The sequence below is a fragment of the Aquirufa antheringensis genome, from assembly GCF_023921165.1.
Taxonomy (GTDB): domain Bacteria; phylum Bacteroidota; class Bacteroidia; order Cytophagales; family Spirosomataceae; genus Aquirufa; species Aquirufa antheringensis.
Genome location: NZ_CP049835.1, coordinates 2,259,942 through 2,280,305, shown reverse-complemented (window position 1 = coordinate 2,280,305; position 20,364 = coordinate 2,259,942). Strand labels below are relative to the sequence as shown.

Annotated in this window: 17 protein-coding genes and 1 tRNA gene; 11 read left to right on the top strand and 7 right to left on the bottom strand. The window is 40.6% G+C overall.

Going from position 1 to position 20,364, the window contains the following annotated elements; all coding sequences use genetic code 11:
- Nucleotides 1-22: 22 nt before the first annotated feature.
- A tRNA-Leu gene (locus G9X63_RS10275) sits at nt 23-106 on the top strand.
- A gap of 35 nt (nt 107-141) precedes the next feature.
- On the opposite strand, the gene G9X63_RS10270 is transcribed toward G9X63_RS10275, so the two are convergent.
- The gene (locus tag G9X63_RS10270) at nt 142-1,617 is read right to left on the bottom strand and encodes a xylulokinase (RefSeq protein ID WP_252622896.1); all 1,476 of its coding nucleotides are present in this window, start codon (nt 1,615-1,617) and stop codon (nt 142-144) included.
- A 14-nt stretch (nt 1,618-1,631) separates the two neighbouring features.
- On the opposite strand from G9X63_RS10270, the gene G9X63_RS10265 reads away from it, so the two are divergent.
- Entirely contained in the window at nt 1,632-2,387 is a 756-nt protein-coding gene (locus G9X63_RS10265; RefSeq protein WP_252622895.1) for an ATP-binding cassette domain-containing protein, read from the top strand.
- On the opposite strand, the gene G9X63_RS10260 is transcribed toward G9X63_RS10265, so the two are convergent.
- Together G9X63_RS10260 and G9X63_RS10255 are read right to left on the bottom strand one after the other, a co-directional pair.
- Complete coding sequence (locus G9X63_RS10260; protein ID WP_252622894.1) at nt 2,371-3,141, bottom strand: TatD family hydrolase; 771 nt, start codon at nt 3,139-3,141, stop codon at nt 2,371-2,373. The two genes, G9X63_RS10265 and G9X63_RS10260, sit on opposite strands and share 17 nt — an antisense overlap.
- Entirely contained in the window at nt 3,138-3,749 is a 612-nt protein-coding gene (locus tag G9X63_RS10255; protein WP_252622893.1) for a polysaccharide deacetylase family protein, read from the bottom strand. Before G9X63_RS10255 ends, G9X63_RS10260 begins: the two co-directional genes overlap by 4 nt.
- Nucleotides 3,750-3,760: 11 nt before the next feature.
- Here G9X63_RS10255 and ruvC point away from each other — a divergent pair, with 11 nt between their 5' ends.
- Entirely contained in the window at nt 3,761-4,336 is a 576-nt protein-coding gene (ruvC, locus tag G9X63_RS10250) for a crossover junction endodeoxyribonuclease RuvC (RefSeq protein ID WP_130896683.1), read from the top strand.
- On the opposite strand, the gene G9X63_RS10245 is transcribed toward ruvC, so the two are convergent.
- Complete coding sequence (locus G9X63_RS10245) at nt 4,329-6,248, bottom strand: thioredoxin domain-containing protein (RefSeq protein ID WP_252622892.1); 1,920 nt, start codon at nt 6,246-6,248, stop codon at nt 4,329-4,331. The genes ruvC and G9X63_RS10245 overlap by 8 nt on opposite strands.
- Nucleotides 6,249-6,293: 45 nt before the next feature.
- Between G9X63_RS10245 and G9X63_RS10240 the strand changes: the two genes are divergently transcribed.
- Genes G9X63_RS10240 through G9X63_RS10225 form a run of 4 tightly spaced genes read left to right on the top strand, consistent with a single transcriptional unit; the run spans nt 6,294 to nt 12,464 of the window.
- A complete protein-coding gene (locus G9X63_RS10240) occupies nt 6,294-7,853 on the top strand; it encodes an NAD(P)/FAD-dependent oxidoreductase (protein WP_252622890.1) in 1,560 nt (519 codons plus the stop codon).
- A 2-nt stretch (nt 7,854-7,855) separates the two neighbouring features.
- Nucleotides 7,856-8,419 (top strand): NUDIX hydrolase, encoded by a 564-nt coding sequence (locus G9X63_RS10235; protein WP_252622888.1) that lies wholly within the window; start codon nt 7,856-7,858, stop codon nt 8,417-8,419.
- An 11-nt stretch (nt 8,420-8,430) separates the two neighbouring features.
- Complete coding sequence (locus tag G9X63_RS10230; protein ID WP_252622887.1) at nt 8,431-11,151, top strand: DNA gyrase/topoisomerase IV subunit A; 2,721 nt, start codon at nt 8,431-8,433, stop codon at nt 11,149-11,151.
- Nucleotides 11,151-12,464 carry an MFS transporter gene (locus G9X63_RS10225; protein ID WP_252622886.1) on the top strand — a complete coding sequence of 438 codons (1,314 nt, stop codon included), beginning with the start codon at nt 11,151-11,153 and terminating at the stop codon, nt 12,462-12,464. The genes G9X63_RS10230 and G9X63_RS10225 overlap by 1 nt, the downstream gene beginning before the upstream one ends.
- On the opposite strand, the gene G9X63_RS10220 is transcribed toward G9X63_RS10225, so the two are convergent.
- On the bottom strand, nt 12,451-13,374 hold the full coding sequence (locus G9X63_RS10220; RefSeq protein WP_130923361.1) for a LysR family transcriptional regulator: 924 nt from the start codon (nt 13,372-13,374) through the stop codon (nt 12,451-12,453). The genes G9X63_RS10225 and G9X63_RS10220 overlap by 14 nt on opposite strands.
- A gap of 109 nt (nt 13,375-13,483) precedes the next feature.
- Here G9X63_RS10220 and G9X63_RS10215 point away from each other — a divergent pair, with 109 nt between their 5' ends.
- Both G9X63_RS10215 and G9X63_RS10210 read left to right on the top strand, forming a co-directional pair.
- The gene (locus tag G9X63_RS10215) at nt 13,484-14,032 is read left to right on the top strand and encodes a peroxiredoxin (protein WP_130896676.1); all 549 of its coding nucleotides are present in this window, start codon (nt 13,484-13,486) and stop codon (nt 14,030-14,032) included.
- 48 nt (nt 14,033-14,080) lie between these two features.
- The gene (locus G9X63_RS10210; protein ID WP_130896675.1) at nt 14,081-14,653 is read left to right on the top strand and encodes a carboxymuconolactone decarboxylase family protein; all 573 of its coding nucleotides are present in this window, start codon (nt 14,081-14,083) and stop codon (nt 14,651-14,653) included.
- A gap of 48 nt (nt 14,654-14,701) precedes the next feature.
- Here the strand turns inward: G9X63_RS10210 and G9X63_RS10205 are convergent, their stop codons facing one another.
- Nucleotides 14,702-16,723 carry an OmpA family protein gene (locus G9X63_RS10205; protein ID WP_252622885.1) on the bottom strand — a complete coding sequence of 674 codons (2,022 nt, stop codon included), beginning with the start codon at nt 16,721-16,723 and terminating at the stop codon, nt 14,702-14,704.
- Nucleotides 16,724-16,727: 4 nt separating this feature from the next.
- Entirely contained in the window at nt 16,728-17,390 is a 663-nt protein-coding gene (gene rpe / locus G9X63_RS10200; protein WP_252622884.1) for a ribulose-phosphate 3-epimerase, read from the bottom strand.
- Between the two features lie 74 nt (nt 17,391-17,464).
- On the opposite strand from rpe, the gene ligA reads away from it, so the two are divergent.
- Nucleotides 17,465-19,462, top strand: coding sequence for an NAD-dependent DNA ligase LigA (gene ligA / locus G9X63_RS10195; protein WP_252622883.1), 1,998 nt, complete (start codon nt 17,465-17,467; stop codon nt 19,460-19,462).
- A 2-nt stretch (nt 19,463-19,464) separates the two neighbouring features.
- Nucleotides 19,465-20,358, top strand: a complete 894-nt coding sequence (gene dapA / locus G9X63_RS10190) for a 4-hydroxy-tetrahydrodipicolinate synthase (protein WP_252622882.1) — start codon at nt 19,465-19,467, stop codon at nt 20,356-20,358.
- The last annotated feature ends 6 nt before the right edge of the window (nt 20,359-20,364 follow it).

The following is a 20,364-nucleotide window of genomic DNA, read 5'->3' as shown; positions in this document are numbered from 1 at the left end:
TTTTGCATTGCAATTTTGAATTGCCCAGATGGCGGAATTGGTAGACGCGCTGGTCTCAAACACCCGTGGGTGCAAGCCCGTGCCGGTTCGACTCCGGCTCTGGGTACAAGCCTCTCAAGCGATTGAGAGGCTTTACCTTTTTTAAGCGGGTAGGTTATTCTTCCAAACACCGTAAGCATCCGCATAGGCATTCTTTAAACTTCCATCAGGATGAATCGTTTTCAAGACTTTGATATGACTCACCGCTTCATCTTCATTAGCATAATATCCTACACCCGCACCCGCACCTAAAGCCGCACCAAAAGCTCCATCTGATTCCAATAATTCTACTGAAGCACCTGAGGCATTCACAATGGCTTGTGTAAATAGCTCACTCAAATACATATTAGCTAAACCTGCCTTTAATTTCTTAGGCTTAACGCCCACGTTACCAAGCAATTCTATGCCATAGACCATGGAGAAGGCAATACCTTCTTGAGCGGCACGAATAATATCAGCTGATTGATGGCGATTGAAATCTAAATGCTGAAAACTGCCACCTAAGGTTTGATTCTGGAAAATCCGCTCTGCACCATTCCCAAAGGGCATACAAACTAAACCATTCGTACCAATTGTCGCTTTTGCACCTAACTCATTCATTTGGGAATAAGTTAAAGAAGGAAAGAAATTCTGCTTCACCCAACGGTTTAAAATACCCGTACCATTGATGCACATTAACACTCCTACACTTGTTTTAGTAGCTGTATGATTTACGTGGGCAAACGAATTAACCCGATTTTCTGTATCAAACTTTAAGTCAGCTGAAATTCCATAAACTACCCCTGAGGTACCAGCCGTAGTGGCGATGTCACCCGGATGTAAAACACCTAAGGAATAGGCATTATTAGGCTGGTCACCAGCTTTATAGGTTACCTTCACGTGAGATCCTAAACCTAATTCAGCAGCTACATTAGCAGTTATCGTGCCGTGATCCGAAAATAAAGGATGAACCGGCGGAAAAATGGATTCAGGGAAGCCATAATAAGCCATTAAGTCTTTAGCAGGGTGTGATTCTTTAAAATCCCACAATATACCTTCTGAGAGGGCTGAAGCTGTTGTGGTAAAATTGGATGTAAAACGACCTGCAATGAAATCACCTGGCAATAATACCTGTGCGATTTGTTCAAAAACGGCAGGTTGATTCTCCTTTACCCAGGCTAATTTAGCGGCGGTGAAATTACCAGGAGAATTCAGGTAATGACTTTGGCAAAATGACTCTCCTAAGTCTTTATAAGCTTTTTCTCCAAAAGGAGTGGCACGGGAATCACACCAAATAATAGATGGGCGTAACACCTGAGCTTCTTTATCTACGACGACCAAACCATGCATTTGATACGATATACCAATGGCTCCGATGTTTTTAGGGTCATACAAACCTGTAGAATTCGCTTTTAAAATAGCTTGTTTAACACAATACCACCAATGTTCTGGGTCTTGTTCAGCAAAACCTGGTTGAGGGGAAGAAATCTCATTTTCAACCTCTGGATAAGAAGTAGAATAAATTAATTGTTGGTTTGCTGCATCAACAATACTAACTTTAATGGAAGAAGTTCCCACATCAATTCCGCACAGAATCATTTTAAATAGGTTTAATGTTAAAAATCGGCATAAAGAAACACCAAGTTACTAGTCATTTTGCTTTATCCAATATTCAAATAAAGGTAAAATCAGGCGAAATCTACGCATTAATTGGAAAAAGTGGTTCGGGAAAAAGTACGATTGCGAACCTATTAGTGGGTTTGAAATACGATCAAGACTATTCCATTAGCATAGATTCAAAGGAATTAAATGATGGTTTGGATCGATTAATTCCGAAATTCAAAAAAGCGGGCTACGTCCCTCAAACCCTCCATTTAAAGCCTCATCACACCGTATATAATTATGCACAAGTATTATTCCAATACCTCCCTAATGCCCAACAAGATGCGGTAATAACTAAATACCTGAAGCAATTTTACTTATCGAAACAGCGCGACACAAAAGTAGCGGATTTATCTGGAGGTGAAAGACAAAAATTAGCCTTACTGGAAGCCATCAGCCAACCTATTTCTTATTTGGTATTAGATGAGCCTTTTAGTCAATTAGATACGGAACAAAAATTAGAATTCTCTCAAATAATAGCTTCAGTCGTTAATGAGCGGGCTATTCCTTGTATTTTGATTAGTCATGATTTGACCGATATACTACAATTGAGCCATTCCGTAGGAATTATGGAGAATGGGAAATTAGTATTTCAAGGCTCTTGGACAAAGTTTAAGGAATCATCAAATTCCGTGGTCTTAAGACTAAAAAAAGCCATACTTGACTGGGATAATCAAATGAAAGGCCTAATTAATAACCTGAGATAGTTTTTAATTGCTGTGCATTTTCGTTCGTCTGGGACACCACATGATCTAATGACACTTCGTATAAATCAGCCAATTTTTGAGCAATGATAGGGATATTCTTAGGTGAATTAGGCTTTCCTCTAAAGGGCACAGGGCTTAAATAGGGTGCGTCTGTTTCTAATACAATTCGAGACAAAGGAATATCCTTGATATCCTCAAATAGCGTCGTGTTTTTATAAGTAATTACACCGCCAATACCCAAATAATAGCCTAAATCAGTCAAAACCTTTGCTTCTCTAGCGTCACCTGCAAAACAATGAATAATACCTCCTAAAGGAGAGAATTCAGGTAACTTAAGCGTTTTAATTAAATCTGCATACGCTTTTCGACAATGTATATCTACCCACAGACCAAGATCTAATGCCCAATGGCATTGTTGCTTAAAGGCGTCCATTTGTTGGTCTGCAAAGGTCGTATCCCAATAATAATCGAGTCCAATTTCGCCTATGGCTAGCACCTTTTTATTGTCTAACTCCTTTTTTAGCACAGCTAACTCTTCTAAGTAATTTTCTTTCACATAGGTAGGATGCAATCCAATCATAGGAAGAACAAAATCAGGGTGATTTTCACTTAACTTCTTCAGATCCACCCAAGATTCCGAATCACAATTAGGCAACCAAACTTCAGTTACGCCGGCGTTCTGAATCTCCTTTAAGTGAAATATAATATCTTCTTGAAAATGAACATCATACAGGTGTGCGTGCGTATCTATCATAGGGCGGATAAATCAAAATTTTGTTCTTGACAATAACGAAGAATGACAGGTAAAATAACCTGTAAGTGGGGGAAAGCTTTGACACTATCGTGCATCACCACAACAGCACCAGGTTTTAATAAAGGAAGAACCGATTTTAGGATAGCGGAAGAAGTTAATGATGCATTGTAATCTCCCGTTAATACACTCCATAGAAAAACATTTTCCATTTCAAGGTACATCTTGCGCGTAATCCGCCCGTAGGGAGGACGAAAACCGACAGATGTGATGTGTTGCTGCGCAAATACATCCTCACATTTCTCAACATCAGCTAAAAAGGAAGCATAATCCATTTTCCAGGCATTACTATGGTTCATGGTATGATTTCCGATACTATGACCACCAGCCTGAATGCGTTGAATAATACTCGAATTTTCTACCACATTCTTGCCAATGCAAAAAAATGTAGCCTTTGCCTTGTATTCGTTCAAGCATTCTAGGACAAAATCCGTAATTTCAGGAGTTGGTCCATCATCAAAGGTTAAGTAAATCTGACGATCAGCTGGTTTTGACCACGTAAAACGCGGTAAAAGGTCAGGAACGAACGACGGAATTTGATGAATAAACATACACAGCATTAATGGCGCAAATTAGCACTTCCTCTTCAGAAAAAATAATCTTAGGCATTGACCCAGGAACGCGTTTCCTTGGTTATGGATTATTGCGTATCACGAATGACAAGGTTACTGTGTTACAGTATGGAGTGTTAAACTTGACTAAATACACGACGCAGGGAGCTAAATTCTTAAAGATTCACGAACGCGTTTTAGGTATTTTAGAAGAGTTTTTACCAGATGAAATCGCGATTGAATCTCCCTTCTTTGGAAAAAACGTTCAGTCGATGTTGAAATTAGGCCGCGTGCAGGGAATGGTGATGTCTTTGGCCTTCTCTAAATCAATTCCCATAGCGGAATACGAGCCTAAAAAGATCAAGCAATCGGTGACAGGGAATGGGAATGCGTCGAAAGAACAAGTCGCAAAAATGGTGGAGATTATTGGCAACATTAAGTTAGATGCCAAAATGCACGATGCTACTGATGCCCTCGGAATCGCCATTTGCCATCATTTCCACAATAAAAACATCAGCTCCACGCTCAAAGGCACGAAGAAAGGCTGGGGCGCATTCGTCACTGAGAATCCGGAACGAATTAAATAAGTTCAGAAAGCTGTTTATCTACCTCTTGTAATGTCGCAACAGGGGCAAAGCAATAATCTCCCACACATAATAAATAGGCCTCTATTTCATCCGAAGGAACAAAAACTAGTTGTTCTTTATCGATACACCAGTCAAAACCGACTAATCCATCAACATTCCCTGCATATTTCAACATCGCCTTGGGATGCTCCATCCACTCGGAATAAATACGTAGCCAATTTGCAAAATAGGCTGGATGAGCCATAGCTCTTTCGATAATTTGAGATAACATCGCACGACCTTGAAGTGTGTAATCAGCTTTATTTTTCAGTATTCCCATCCATAAAAAAGCTTCACATAGCATCGAATTAGACGAAGGCATCACCGAATCCATTACTTCCACTTTCTCCGCAATTAAATAGTCTGCCTTTTTCGACCGGTATTGATATAACGCTAATTCCGGATGAGCAAAATCATCGCATATCATCTGCAGAATTTTGTCAGCTTTCTCTTTATAGACTATATCTGAAGTCAACAAATAAACTTGAATGTAAGCCAAAACCAAAGCCGCCACATCATCTAAAAAAGCGCCAATCGGTTCACGCGAATACTGAGCCTGATGTAACCAAAGATTATCTTTGTTCAAATGCGTTTCAATGGCCTGCAGTAAATCGAAAGCACTTTGCAAATCCTCTTTTCGACCAAAAACTTGATAAACTTCCACAAATGCTGCCACTAATTGAGCATTCCAAACCAAGACTTCTTTTGTATCTGTCCCAGGTCTTATTCTCGTAAGCCTTGCAGCTCGTAAAACCTCCATCTCTTTCTCAAAATGCGCATTTAAAACAGGAGATGATTTGAATAAAATATTGCGTCCATCTTCCCAATTCCCATTCTTTGAGATGGAATAGGTCTTTAATAATTCTTCATTATTCAAGCCAGCCAATTCTGCATGAGACCAGGTATAGAATAATCCCTCTTGTCCCTCTGAATCCGCGTCTAAAGAGGAATAATACAATCCGTGAGGCGAAAGTAACTCTCTCTTTAAAAAGGAAATCGTATCAAAAATAACCTCTTGGTACAGCGGATTACGCTCTCGCTTATAGGCTTTCGTGTAGGCAGACAATAATTGCGCATTATCATAGAGCATCTTTTCAAAATGAGGACAAAACCATTCCGAATCCACCGAATACCTCGAAAATCCGCCACCTACAGCATCATAGATTCCTCCTTGAGCCATTTTTTCCATCCACGTTTTTTGAAGAATAGGTAAACCTAATTCAACAGAAAGAGAACTGGGAACCGAATACAAAAACTGAATTAAAGAGGGTAGAGGAAATTTAGGCGCTTTATTAATACCACCAAAAACAGGATCTAAAGCCGATAAAATTTTAGTCAAAGCAGCAGGAATAATTGCTGCCGTTTCAGCTAAATCCGAATGAGCAAAGAACGAGGCATTTTCAGAAAGACTTTCGGCGAAACCATCCGCTGATTTAGCTAAATCCTCCCGATTGTTCACAAAAGCATTGTGAATCGAGTGAAGTAGCTGGATCCAATTAGCCTTTTTGAAATAAGTCCCGCCGTAAAAAGGTTTTTGGTCTGGTAATAAAAACACATTCAGTGGCCAACCGCCATTCAATCCCATTTGATGAAGCGCCTCCATATATACCATGTCCACATCCGGTCGTTCTTCCCTGTCTACTTTAATGTTCACAAAGTGTTCATTCATGATAGCAGCCACTTCTTCATTCTCAAATGATTCGTGTTCCATCACATGGCACCAATGACAGGCAGCATATCCAATACTCACTAAAATGGGTTTGTCTTCCTTTTTAGCTCGTTCTAATGCCTCAAAGCCCCAAGGTTCCCAATGAACCGGGTTGTTTTTATGTTGCAATAAATAGGGGGAAACTTCTGCGCCAAGCTTATTCATCTGAAATAGTCAAAATTGATTCGTAAATTTGCACAAAATACTCGTATGATTGACCAAAGAGACTTCGTTCTTAGCCCAGATACTGCCCATTCACCTGAAAAATTAGCTCAATTTTTAACAGCTGAGATGGGAGAGTCGTATCTAGCGGCTTGTACCTATCGCATTGAAAAAAGGTCAATCGACGCTAGAAGTAGACAAATTAAAGTAAATCTTCGGATTGGCTTTTATGAGAAGGGGCACGATTTCAGCCTTTCTGCTCAATTACCCACTTTATCAAAGAACGCTAAAAAAGTCATCATCATTGGATCTGGTCCAGCGGGATTATTTGCGGCGATCGATTTTGTCAAAAAAGGAATCAAACCCATCGTTTTAGAACGAGGTAAAGATGTGCGTGACCGTAGAAGGGATTTAGCCGCTATTAACCGCTTTAATTTAGTGGATCCAGATTCTAATTACTGTTTTGGAGAAGGAGGCGCAGGTACCTATTCGGACGGTAAATTATATACGAGAAGTACGAAACGTGGTGATATCAAAGGGGTTTTGGAGACATTTGTGGCTCATGGGGCCCATAGCGACATCTTATTTGAGGCTCACCCACACATAGGAACAAATAAGTTACCAGGTATTATCGCATCCATGCGGGATGCAGTCATTGCAGCGGGAGGAGAAGTACATTTTCATCACCGAGTAGTGGACTTTTTAATTGAAAATAAAACGATAAAAGGGGTGGTATGCTCAAATGGAGCGGAATTCCAAGCTGACCGATTATTATTGGCTACAGGACATTCTGCCCGAGATATATTCCAATTATTGCAAACGAAAGGGGTAGCTATCGAAGCTAAACCTTTTGCTATCGGTGTTCGAATCGAACACCAGCAGTCCTTTATAGATCAAGCTCAATACAAAGTAAAGCAACGACCTGAATACTTACCACCGGCTAGTTTTAGCTTAGTAACGCAAAGTAATTTCCAAGGAGTACAACGCGGCGTTTTCTCTTTCTGTATGTGCCCAGGAGGTTTCATTGTTCCCTCTGCCACATCCCCTAATCAAGTGGTGGTGAATGGCATGTCCCCCTCCAGACGGGATTCTAAATATGCCAACTCTGGCATTGTCGTTAGTATTGTAGCGGAAGATTTAGCGAGATACAAGGAATTTGGAGCTTTGGCAGGGATGCAATTGCAAGAAGAATTAGAGCAGAAGGCAGGGAGTTTAGTAGGAGGGTCCCAAAAAGCGGTCTCCCAATATACTCTCGATTTTATCCAAGGAAAAGCAAGCAAGAGTTCGCATCCTACCAGTTATGTACCAGGATTAGAACCAGGTGAGATGCGCGAATTCTTACCTGATTATATCTCAGAACCTTTGGCCCAAGGATTCCAAGATTTCAATAAGAAGATACCTGGATTTTCTTCTAATTTAGGCCAAATCATTGGCCTAGAGAGTAGAACATCCTCTCCTGTGAAAATACCCCGTGATAAAGAAACGTTGGAACATCCGGAGATAAAAGGTTTGTATCCATGTGGTGAAGGTGGTGGATATGCGGGAGGTATCATGTCCGCAGCTTTGGACGGAATACGATGTGCAGAAGCTATCGCTAAAACAATGTAGGGATGAAAGAATTCGAGCCTTTCAAGCAGATTTACAGACAAATTCTTCAAAAACCAGAGATTAAAGAAAATGCGAAACAGGCAGCAGTCGCCGTTCTGTGGATCGAAATAGAAGAACAAGAACCTCACCTTATTCTTATCGAGCGCAATCAGTACGATGGTCACCACAGTGGCCAAATGGCACTGCCAGGCGGAAAAATGGATCCAACTGATCAAGATTTACGGGAGACAGCAGCCAGAGAAGTGCTGGAAGAAATAGGAGTGGAGATCGATTCGACTTCTTTGGAATACATTACAGAGCATTGGATTCATGTCTCTAATTATTGGATGACGGCATTTTCGATTCGGATAAATAAAAAGCTGTCTTACGATTTAAATAAAAGAGAAATTAATCGTATTTTTGAAATACCTGTATCCTTCTTTCAAGATTCAGCTAATCTACAACCTTTTGAAGTTAGCTACGATGGAAATAAGATCCTGAGTCCATCCTTTGTGTATGAGGGGAATTTGATTTGGGGGGCTACAGCATTAATCATGTACCAACTCTTCCATGCGGAAGATAATTAGCTATAATTACTATGAGTGAAACAGCGGACGGCGCACTACAGAATCAGATTGCGGTAGCAGGGATGTATGAGAATTGGTTCTTAGAATATGCTTCTTACGTTATTTTAGAGCGTGCAGTTCCGGCCGTTGAAGATGGATTGAAGCCCGTTCAGCGTCGTATTTTGCACGCATTGAAGGAAATGGACGATGGCCGTTTCAATAAGGTTGCGAATGTCATTGGTCAAACGATGCAATACCACCCGCACGGGGATGCTTCTATCAATGATGCGATTGTTAATTTAGGCCAAAAAGAGCTCTTATTTGATTGCCAAGGTAACTGGGGAGATAACCGTACAGGCGATAGCGCTGCAGCAGCTCGTTATATTGAGGTTCGTTTATCGAAATTCGCGAGCGATGTTGTTTTTAACAACCAAACCACGGAATGGCAAATGTCCTACGATGGTCGCAAGCGCGAACCCGTAACACTTCCGATTAAATTCCCCCTTTTACTTGCTCAAGGGGTTGAAGGTATCGCCGTAGGTCTTGCTACGAAGATTATGCCTCATAATTTCTGTGAGATTATCCAGGCATCCATCGACATCTTAAATAACAAGAAAGTAGAACTGTATCCAGACTTCCTATTAGGGGGAATGATGGATGCCTCTAATTATAACGATGGACTTCGCGGTGGAAAAATCCGTATTCGCGCTAAAATCGATGAATTAGACAAGAAAACGCTTGTCATAACGGAGATTCCGTACACGACCACAACCACTTCATTAATCGATTCCATTATCAAGGCAAATGATACGGGTAAAATCAAGATCAAGAAGGTAATTGATAATACGGCCAAAGACGTAGAGATTCAAATTCAATTAGCTCCAGGTATTTCTCCGGACGTTACAATTGACGCTTTGTATGCCTTTACCGATTGCGAGGTATCTATTTCACCTAATGCCTGCGTGATCATCGAAGATAAGCCACACTTTATGGCTGTAGGCGAAATACTACGCGTTTCTACTAACCAAACAGTTGATTTACTTCGTCAAGAATTAGAGATTCGCAAAGGGGAGTTGATGGAAAAAGTGCTTTTCAGCTCTTTGGAAAAAATCTTCATCGAAAACCGCATCTACCGTGATATCGAAGAATGTGAAACCTTTGAATTAGTTATTCAAACAGTAGATAAAGGCTTAGAGCCTTACAAAAAAGACTTCTACCGCGAAATCACCGAGGAGGATATTCTTCGCCTTTTAGAAATCAGAATCAAGCGTATTTCAAAATTCGATAGCTTCAAAGCAGACGAATTAATGAAGCGTTTATTAGACGAATTAGCCGAAGTAGAAGATCATTTGGCGAACTTGATCCGTTTTGCAATAGATTACTTCAAGAATCTATTAGCTAAATACGGAAAAGGGAGAGAGCGTCGCACGGAGATCAAGAACTTTAATACCATTTCTGCAACTGTCGTTGCTGCTGCTAACCAGAAGTTATATGTCAACCGCGAAGATGGTTTCATCGGTTATGGCTTGAAGAAAGACGAATACGTAATGGATTGCTCAGATATCGATGATATCATCGTATTCCGCTCAAACGGTACCTGTGTCGTGACTAAAGTACAAGAAAAGGTATTCGTGGGTCGCGATATTATTTATTGCTCCGTATTTAAGAAAAACGACGATAGAAAAGTCTATAACGTCGTTTACTTAGATGGCAAGTCTGGCACTTCCTATGTAAAACGTTTCAAAGTAACTTCGGTTACGCGTGATCGCGAATACAAAGTGAGTAGCGATAATGCGAAGTCTAAGCTTACCTATTTCTCAGCCAATGAAAACGGCGAGGCTGAGGTAATCCAAATTAGCCTAACTGCGAATTGTACGGCTAAAATCAAGCAATTTGACTATGACTTCGCGAAACTAGCGATTAAAGGACGTGAGTCTTTAGGAAATATGCTAACCAAATACCCTGTTCGTAAAATCACGATGAAATCTGCGGGAGTATCTACCTTAGGTGGGGTGGATATTTGGTACGATCCTACGATTGGTCGCTTAAACCGCGATGGACACGGAGACCATATCGGCAATTTTGAGCCGAATGACAGCATTTTGGCTATTTATGGATCAGGTAATTATGAGTTAACTAACTTTGAGTTAACAAATCGTTACCCGGCTGAGGAAATCATGTACTTAAAGAAATTCGAGCCTCAAGCTATTATTTCTGCAGCTTACTTCGATGGATCTAACAAGACGCACTTAATCAAACGATTCCATTTAGAAACAACATCATTAGATAAGAAATTCTTATTCATATCGGATCATAAAGCAAGTAAACTAATTGCTGTAACAGATAATTATGCCCCTAACGTACAGATAAAGCATAAACCAGATGGGAAGACGAATGAGTTAGAAATCATTCCAATCGATGAGTTAGCCGAAGTAAGAGGGTGGAAGGCTTTAGGAAGTAAGTTAAATTATCCGAAACTAGTCGAAGTTGTTTTCCTTGCAACGGAGGAGGAAGCTCCAGTCGTTGAAAAGGCACCAGATGTACCTGAACCTGTAGAGATGGAGGAAGCGGAGGAAGGGGAAGAGGTAGCAGAAACCGTTTCAGTGTCCACAGAAACACCAGCAGAAGCCACTTCAGAGGAGCCTGAATTCGTAGTCAATTTCCCTGAAGAAAAAGAACAACCGGAAGAGAAAGATGATATCCCATTTGAAATAAAAAACCCACCTAAAGGGGAACAATTAGGCTTATTTTAATGGAACAACAGCTGAATAATCCGAAAACGTTAAATGCATGGGCCTTTTATGATTGGGCTAATTCTGTGCATTCTTTAACGATTACTTCAGCCATTTTTCCCATTTATTTTCCTTCAGCAGCGATTACCCTAGGAAGCACTACGCCTGGAATGATTTCCATTTTAGGTTTCGAACTAAGCAATACGGTTGTTTTTTCTTATTCTATTTCCGTTGCCTTCTTAGCCCTAACTATATTGATGCCCTTCCTCTCTGGAATTGCGGATTATACAGGCGCGAAGAAAAGTTTTATGCGTTTTTTCTGTTATCTAGGGTCTTTCAGCTGCATAGCCTTATTTTTTTTCAGTAAGGGCCATTACTTTATAGGTACGCTCGGATTCCTATTTTCTATCATTGGATGGGGTGGAAGTATGGTATTCTACAATAGTTTTCTGCCTGAAATAGCCACCCCCGATCGATTTGATCGCTTAAGTGCGAAAGGATTTACCTTAGGTTATATAGGCTCTGTTTTATTATTAGTCCAAAACCTAACGATGCTTTTAAAACCCGAATGGTATGGCGGAATAGAGGGCGAAATGGCTGCTCGCGTTTCATTTTTAACCGTTGGTTTGTGGTGGTTATTATTTGCACAAATCCCCTTACACTACCTTCCTGATTCAATTGCAAAAGAGAAAGATACGAGGCACTGGTGGCTGGGAGGTTTTAAAGAACTTCGCAAAGTATTTAAGGAGGTAATCGTGATTAAAGAGGTCAAATTCTTTTTAATCAGTTTCTTCTTATTTAATATGGGAGCCCAAACGGTGATGTATTTAGGCGCTTTATTTGGAAGTCAAGAATTGCATTTACCGGAAGATGCATTAATCATCACTATTTTACTGATTCAACTCGTAGCTATTCCTGGCGCCTATTTCTGTGCCCGATTATCAGGCTGGATAGGTAATATCAAAGCATTAGGTTTAATTGTGCTCGTTTGGATATTCATTTGTGCTTATGCGTATACGGTCACGTCTCAATTTAATTTTTATTTACTAGCGACGGCCATCGGTTTTGTGATGGGCGGAATTCAATCGAATAGCCGCGCTACTTACGCTAAATTATGTCCCAAAGGGGAGAAGGATACCGCGTCCTATTTTAGCTTCTTTGATGTTTGTGATCGAATGTCAACAGTTATAGGCACGTTTATGTTTGGCCTTGTTATTCAATTAACGGGCAATATGCGGATCAGCATTTTGGTACTTACCATTGTTTTTGGGGCTAGTTTATTGTTCCTTAGACCTTTATTAAGAAGCGCTAAGGCAAAAACTATATGGGGATAATGTTCCGTTCCTGCGAATGTTTCCACGAGTCTGGAATATGAGCTAAAATCTCAAGTTCCAATGCTTTTACCATCGCTTTTCTTGAATAGGAGGGTGCGTGAACGAGGGCAACTTCCCTTACAGGCTTAGGTTCAGGTAAAGTGTACACTTTTTCTTTTAGTTTAGGATCTAAGTAATCCACGAACATTTGAGGTATAATGGTTTGGCCAAATCCTTGATCAGCCAGACGCACAATCGTTTCCATACTTCCCGTTTGATATGTCATCTTAGTGCCCACTAATGGGCCTGATGGTAAGTTACAGATGGAATTCACTTGGCTACTTAAACAATGTCCTTCCTCTAATAGCCATAACTTAGAGGGATCTAACGTCGATTTCAGTTTCGAACCATCCTCTTCCCATACATTAGAGTACAAGAACAATTCTTCATAATAGAGTGGAATCTCTACTAACGAATCATTTAATGGGGTAACCAAAATTCCGATATCAATTTTTCCTTCCTGAATGCCTTTTTTGATATTAGCCGTGGTCGTTTCCGCAATGCGAATAGTCAAATCAGGGTATTTCAACTGAAAATCCGCTAGAAACTTGGGCATCAAATAGGGAGCAATGGTAGGAATGACACCGATGGAAACAAAGCCATTTACTTGATTTGACCAACCTTTGGAAAGAGAAAGAATCGAATTACTCTCATTTAAAATCGCCCGTGCTTTTGCGATAACTTCTCTTGCTTCTAGGGTAGGAACGAGAGGTTTCGCCTTGCGATTAAAAAGGGTAAGGTTTAATTCATCCTCTAACTTTTGCACCTGCATACTCAGGCTGGGCTGAGAAACACAACAATAATCCGCAGCTTTGGAAAAACTTTGCAAATCAGCTAGGGCGACAATGTACTCTAATTGCGTTATAGTCATAGTATAATTTAAAACTATACAAATATAGAAAATATAGATTTGACTAATAACACTTTAAACAAGATCTTTGCATCACAATTTAACAAGAACAATAAAACAACCAATACAGATGGCAAATCACATGTTAGGATTAGGAAGTCAATTCCCTACATTTTCAAAAACAGCAGTCGTTTCTTTAGAGCAAGGAAAAGAATTTTCAACAATCACTTCAGAAGATCACAAGAAGGACGGTAAGTGGTTAGTGATGTTCTGGTGGCCAAAAGATTTTACTTTTGTTTGCCCTACAGAAATCGCTGAATTCAACCGCCGTGCAGGAGATTTCGCAGATCGCGATGCTTCTTTAATCGGAGCTTCTACAGATTCTGAATTCGTTCACGCTGCTTGGAGAAGAGATCACGACGATTTACGTGGATTAAAATTCCCTATGTTAGCGGATACTTCTAAGAGCTTAGCAGAAGAATTAGGTATCTTAACTGAAGGAGAGAAAGTAGCTTACCGTGTAACCTACATCGCTGACCAAGATGGCGTTATCCGTTGGGTATCTGCCAATGATCTTTCAGTAGGTCGTAACGTAGACGAGGTTTTACGTGTATTAGATGCGCTACAAACAGACGAGCTTTGCCCATGTAACTGGAAAGCTGGAGACGCTACATTATAATCAGTTCTTTAGCCCCAGGATTCCCTGGGGCTATTAAAATCAACAACCATGAGTGAGACAAAAGACAACTTATTGGCGGAGATCAATATCCCTGCCACAGAATCGTTTGCCCTTTTAGATACCCTTGATGCAGCAGATCACCGCTACATTAAAGATCTTAAAATCAATGTTTCGAATGCCTTACGCGCTCAAACGTTGACAGAAAAAGAAGCTATTCTATTAGCCTTAGCGGTTTCTGTGAATCAAAAGCACACTAGAACAATTGATTCACTAACAGAACTAGCGCTTAGCAAAGGAGCTACGGATGCAGAGATTACAGAAATGCACGCTTTAGTATCATTACTGAATGCTAACAACATTTTCTACCGTTTCAAGCACATGGTAGATAAAGAGTACTACAATACGGCACCAGCGGGTATTCGTATGTCGATTATGATGAACCCTGTTTTAGGTAAAGAATTCTTTGAATTAGCTAGCTTAACGGTTTCTGCGATTAACGGCTGTGAAATGTGTGTAACTTCTCATGAGCAATCTGTGAAGAACCACGGAGCTACTGAAGCGCGTATTTTAGATGCCATCCGTCTAACGGCGATCATTAAGAGTTTGATCGTACTTTTATAATACGAGTTTTAGGTTGATTGAAATAGGGGGGAGCAATCCCCTCTTTTTTTATTCTATGGGAATGAGCGTAAACTCCACCCGGCGATTACTTTTACGCGTATCTTCTAATAGGTTGTTTGCCAAAGGCTTCGAACCGCCCCATCCCTTCGTTTGAATACGATTCGCGTCTACTCCCTTAGAAACCAAATAGGCCTTTACGTTCTCCACTCGTTCGATAGATAACTTTAAATTATCATTCCAGTCACCTTGGTTATCGGTATGACCCTCTAATAGCAAGCCGTATTGCGTATTCTCGGATAAAATGGAAATAATCTTCTCTAATTCAGCTTCAAAACCGGGCTTTAATTCTGCCTTTCCTTGATCAAAAACAAGATTAGAAAACGCATAAGCCTTATTTTTTTCTACCGTTTGAAGGAAGAAATTGCGATTGACTAACTGAAAATTAGTGGAAGAGGTGAAGTCAAAATTTTCCACCTTGGAGAAGAATCCCTGTTTCTTAATTTGAACGGTAAATGGCTTTTTAGCTGGCCACATAAAACTATAATCACCTACATAAGGCTCATAATCAACCGAAAGCGTATCCGAGGGATTCCCTTTTGCTTTAATGACGATGCGTGCAGCCATTGGTTCTTTGGTTTTCTGATTTATGACTTGACCCGTTAGCTGAATTAAGGTCAAAGGCTTCGCTTTTTCTGGAATCTTGATACGGAAAATATCTTCCGCGCCCACTGAGTTCTCAGTGGAGCTAAAATAAGCAAAATCACCTTTAGCCGATACAGAGAAATAACCATCCCACTGAGGCGTATTCACAATAGGCCCAAGGTTTTCTGGGGTAGACCAATTTTGCCACGTATCATCTAATCGACGAGATAAAAAGATATCATTATTGCCATAACCTACGTGACCACTGGAGGAGAAGTACATCGTCACTCCATCGGGAGCAATAAAAGGGGTTGATTCCGCTTCACCCGTATTAACAACTGGGCCTATGTTTTTCGGTTCTGACCAGGAATCATCTGCATTCAAAAACGAAACATAGATATCCTTTCCACCATATGAATCTTTGGTTTCCGTGGTCATCAAGAGGACTTTACCATTAGGCGCCAACGTATATTCAGAGAATTCTGATTTATTCTTAAAGTTGACAATTTTCAACGCTTTAGGAAAACTCCACTCACCTGTTCGTAATAAGAAAGAAAAGGAAACGCCTTTTTCCATCGTACCGTCTTTTCCGTAGACATTGTTTAATAACAACGTCTTTCCGTTAGGGGTAATGCCGCAAACTGCATTGTTTTCGTCATTATTGATGGGAGCAGGAAACAGCGTAGCTTTTGACCAAGTACGATCAGGCTGCCAATTAGATACCCAAATATCCTGGTTCTTGTTAGCTCCTAAATTATCAGGATGCTTCCAGCGAGTGAAATAAAGCTTTTGGCCATCAGGGCTAACAACGGGACAAATCTCATTAAACTTCGAATTAATAGCATTTCCTAGGTTTTCACGTGCCTGAAAGGCATTCGCATCAGTGGTTAATTTCAAAGAAGACTCGATAGGTTCATCGCTATCAGAGATACCAATAGCATCAATTTGGGAGTATCCTTTCACCCGTAATGAATTAAAGGAAATCTTGATGCCCTTTAATTTGAAACTCGTTTTAGTCGGGAGTCGAATGGTGGTAACTTGAGATCCTGCGGAAGCATAACCAGGGGCGAAGGACCGCAAAGGATAGATCCTATTATTCTGATCTAAACCATCTACCGAAGTGATGCTACCAGCTCCAAAGTTTTCAAAAATAGCGATTTGTTTCACCGCCATCGTCGTATCAAATCCTACTAACAGGTATTCTCCTTCTGGACTATCAGCGGTCATCGATTGCCAAGCACTAGGAGTGGCAGCCATTTTGGGGTATTTACTAGGACGACCTAACGCATGTAAAGCTCTGTATTCCCTACCTAAAAGGGGATCTTTGTATTCACTAGAAACGGAAATAACCTGAGAAGCCCATTTTACTTTTTGGGCCAAAGTAAGGGTGGAAACAAAAATCAACAAGATGCAGATTCTGACACCCATCAAATTAATTCGCTACAGACAATAAATCAGCTATGGTTGCCTTCGGATCTTTTGAAGCAAAAACAAAACTTCCAGCCACTAATACATCTGCACCTGCTTGATATAAATCTGCGGCATTTGCCATCGTAACACCACCATCAATTTCAATCTTTAGGGCCGTATTACCTGCTTTTGCGGCCATATCGGCTAAACGCTTCGTTTTATTGATCGCATTAGGAATGAACTTTTGACCTCCAAATCCTGGATTGACTGACATAATCAAGGCTAAATCTAAATCCGCAATAATGTCTTCATAAACTTCTACTGGTGTACCCGGATTAATGGCCACACCCGCTAGGCAACCGGCATCTTTGATTTGCTGGATCGTACGATGAATATGAGGACATGCTTCGTAGTGTACGGTGATGACTTTGGCTCCTGCTTTGGCAAAAGTCGAAATATATTGCTCTGGCTTTTCAATCATTAAATGAACGTCAAGCACCTTTGTAGCGACTTTATGAATAGCTTCCAATACCGGAAAACCAAAAGAGATGTTAGGCACAAAAACCCCATCCATGACATCAATATGAATCCAATCTGCAGCAGATTCATTCAACATGTGTACTTCTGAACCAATGTTTAAAAAATCACAGGCTAAAACCGAGGGGGCAATGATCAAATTTCTCATAAGGCAAAGGTATAAAATATTCCTAAACCTTGTTTCCCGCTTGATTCCAATTGAATTAAGTTTTAATTTCGATTATGGATATAAATCAGCGGATGAATGAACTCATTGAGAAGATCAATCTCTACAATGAGGCCTATTATCAACAGAATGAAAGCATTATTTCGGATCAAGCATTCGATCTATTACTCGCTGAATTAATCAAATTAGAGCAAGAAAATCCTCTTTTTGCACGTTCTGATAGCCCCACTCAAAAAGTAGGCGGCACCATCACGAAAGAATTCAAATCCGTCACTCACCAATTTCCGATGTTATCCTTAGGAAATACTTACAATGAAACCGACTTGAGGGATTTTGATGAACGGGTAAAAAAAGGGTTAGAAGGAGAGGACTTCGAATATGTGTGTGAGTTAAAGTTTGACGGAGTGGCCTTATCGTTTTGGTATACCAATGGAGTATTACAAAAAGGGGTAACAAGAGGAGATGGAACGCGAGGGGATGATATTACGGCGAATGTAAAGACCATCAAGAGTCTGCCCATCCGTGTCAGTTCCACCATTCTACCCAGTACCTATGAGATTCGAGGAGAGGGGTATATGCCTATCACTTCGTTTGATCGTATCAATGCGGAGAAAATTGCAAAAGGAGATCAACCCCTAGCTAATCCACGAAATGCTGCATCTGGCACCTTTAAAATGCAGGATTCAGCAGAGGTAGCTAGAAGAGAAATGGAATGTTTTATCTATTCCTATTTAGGCAATGAGAACCCATTTAATAGCCATTCCGAGGCATTAGAACACTTGAAATCGGTCGGTTTTAGTATTTCCCCTACGTACCGTGTTTGCGCATCCATTGATGAGGTGTTAACCTATATCGAGGATTGGACAGAGAAAAGAAATGATTTACCCTTGAATACAGATGGAATTGTGATCAAGGTCAATGATTTTGGACAACAGGAACGTTTAGGTTTTACGGCCAAATCACCTCGTTGGGCCATCGCCTTCAAATACCCCTCAGAAATTGCCCGAACACGTATCAACTCTGTATCTTATCAGGTAGGAAGGACAGGTAATGTGACACCTGTAGCCAATTTAGAACCTGTTTACCTGGCTGGTACCGTTATTAAACGTGCCTCCATTCACAATGCGAATGAAATGGAACGCCTCGATTTACGCGAGGGAGATACCGTATTCATTGAAAAAGGGGGAGAGATCATTCCTAAAATCACTGGAGTGGATACTTCAGCCAGAAAAGAGGGAAATGCTTTTGTGTTTCCGCATGCATGCCCATCTTGTTCAACAGAACTTGTTCGCTTAGAAGGCGAAGCCAATCACTATTGTCCAAACGATACCGGCTGTCCGCCGCAAATCAAAGGGAAAATCGAACATTTTATTGCTCGTAAAGCCCTGAACATTGAAAACCTCGGAACTGAAACGGTCGACTTATTATTCGAAAAAGGGATCGTTCAAAATGTGGCTGACCTGTATGATTTAAATGCAGATAAATTCATCGGTTTAGAGGGATTTCAGTCTAAATCGATACAAAACATACTTTTTAGTATAGAAAAATCAAAGCAAATCCCGTTCCGCCAAGTATTATTTGGATTAGGGATTCGGCATGTAGGAGCCACCATCGCGGAGAAACTAGTTTTGCATTTTCATTCCCTAGAGAATTTGATGCAGGCTAGCCTAGAAGATTTAATCGCGGTTCCTGAGATAGGGGATCGGATTGCGCTCAGTGTACTGGAATACTTTGCGGCTTCCGAAAATAAGGACATCATCGAGCGTCTTAAGAGGGCAGGAGTTCAATTTTCAGAAGAAATAAGCGAAATAGTTTTAGAAACAACGGCTTTGGACGGCAAAACTTTCGTAATTTCGGGAGTATTTAGCCATTTCGATCGAGATGGATTAAAGGCAAAAATCATCGCAAACGGCGGAAAAGTCGTTTCCAGTATTTCTGCCAAATTAGATTACCTAGTCGCCGGTGAAAATATGGGGCCTGCTAAACTAGAAAAAGCAAATTCATTATCCATACCAATTATCTCGGAGGACGAGTTTATTGCCCTCCTTTCTTAATTATGCAATCATTACCTAAATTTCACGGCGTTGCGCCAGCTCTAGTTACTCCCATGAACGAAGATCGTTCCATTAACTGGGTTGGCTTAACGAAATTAATTCAACACGTGAGCAACGGTGGGGTGGATTATTTAGTCGTTCAAGGAACTACAGGTGAATCTGCTACTACCACATCGGATGAGAAGAAACAAATTGTTTCTACCATTCAAGAGGCAAATACAAAGAACTTACCCATCGTCTATGGATTAGGTGGAAACAATACGGATTCATTAATAAACCAAATCAAACAAACGTCATTTGAGGGTATTGATGCCATTTTATCCGTTTGTCCCTACTATAATAAGCCGAGTGCAAGAGGCGTGATCGCACATTACGAAGCAGTGGCTGATGCTTGTCCTGTTCCAGTGATTATGTACAATATACCTGGAAGAACAGGCATTAACATGTCAGCGGAAACGGTTTTAAAGCTTTCTGAACACCAGAATATCATTGGAATAAAGGAGGCGTCTTGCATCATTGAGCAATGTATGGAGATTGTCTACCACAAATCAGACGACTTTTTATTAATCTCTGGAGATGACGTTCAGGCTGTGCCTATTATATCCATTGGTGGTGTGGGTGTTATGTCCGTGATTGCGAATGCGTTTCCGCAACAATTTACGACGATGATTCACCACGCATTAGCAGGGGATTATCGGTCAGCCCAAAAAGAATTAGGCAAATTCCTGACCATCGACCCGTATTTATACGAAGAAGGGAATCCAGTGGGAGTGAAGAAATTATTAGAGAATCAAGGTTTGTTTGGTGCTCAGGTCCGTTTGCCACTCGCTAGCGCATCTGCAGAATTAGGAAAAAAATTAGCGCAAATTAGCGCACAAGAAGGATTAAATAAATAATAAAAT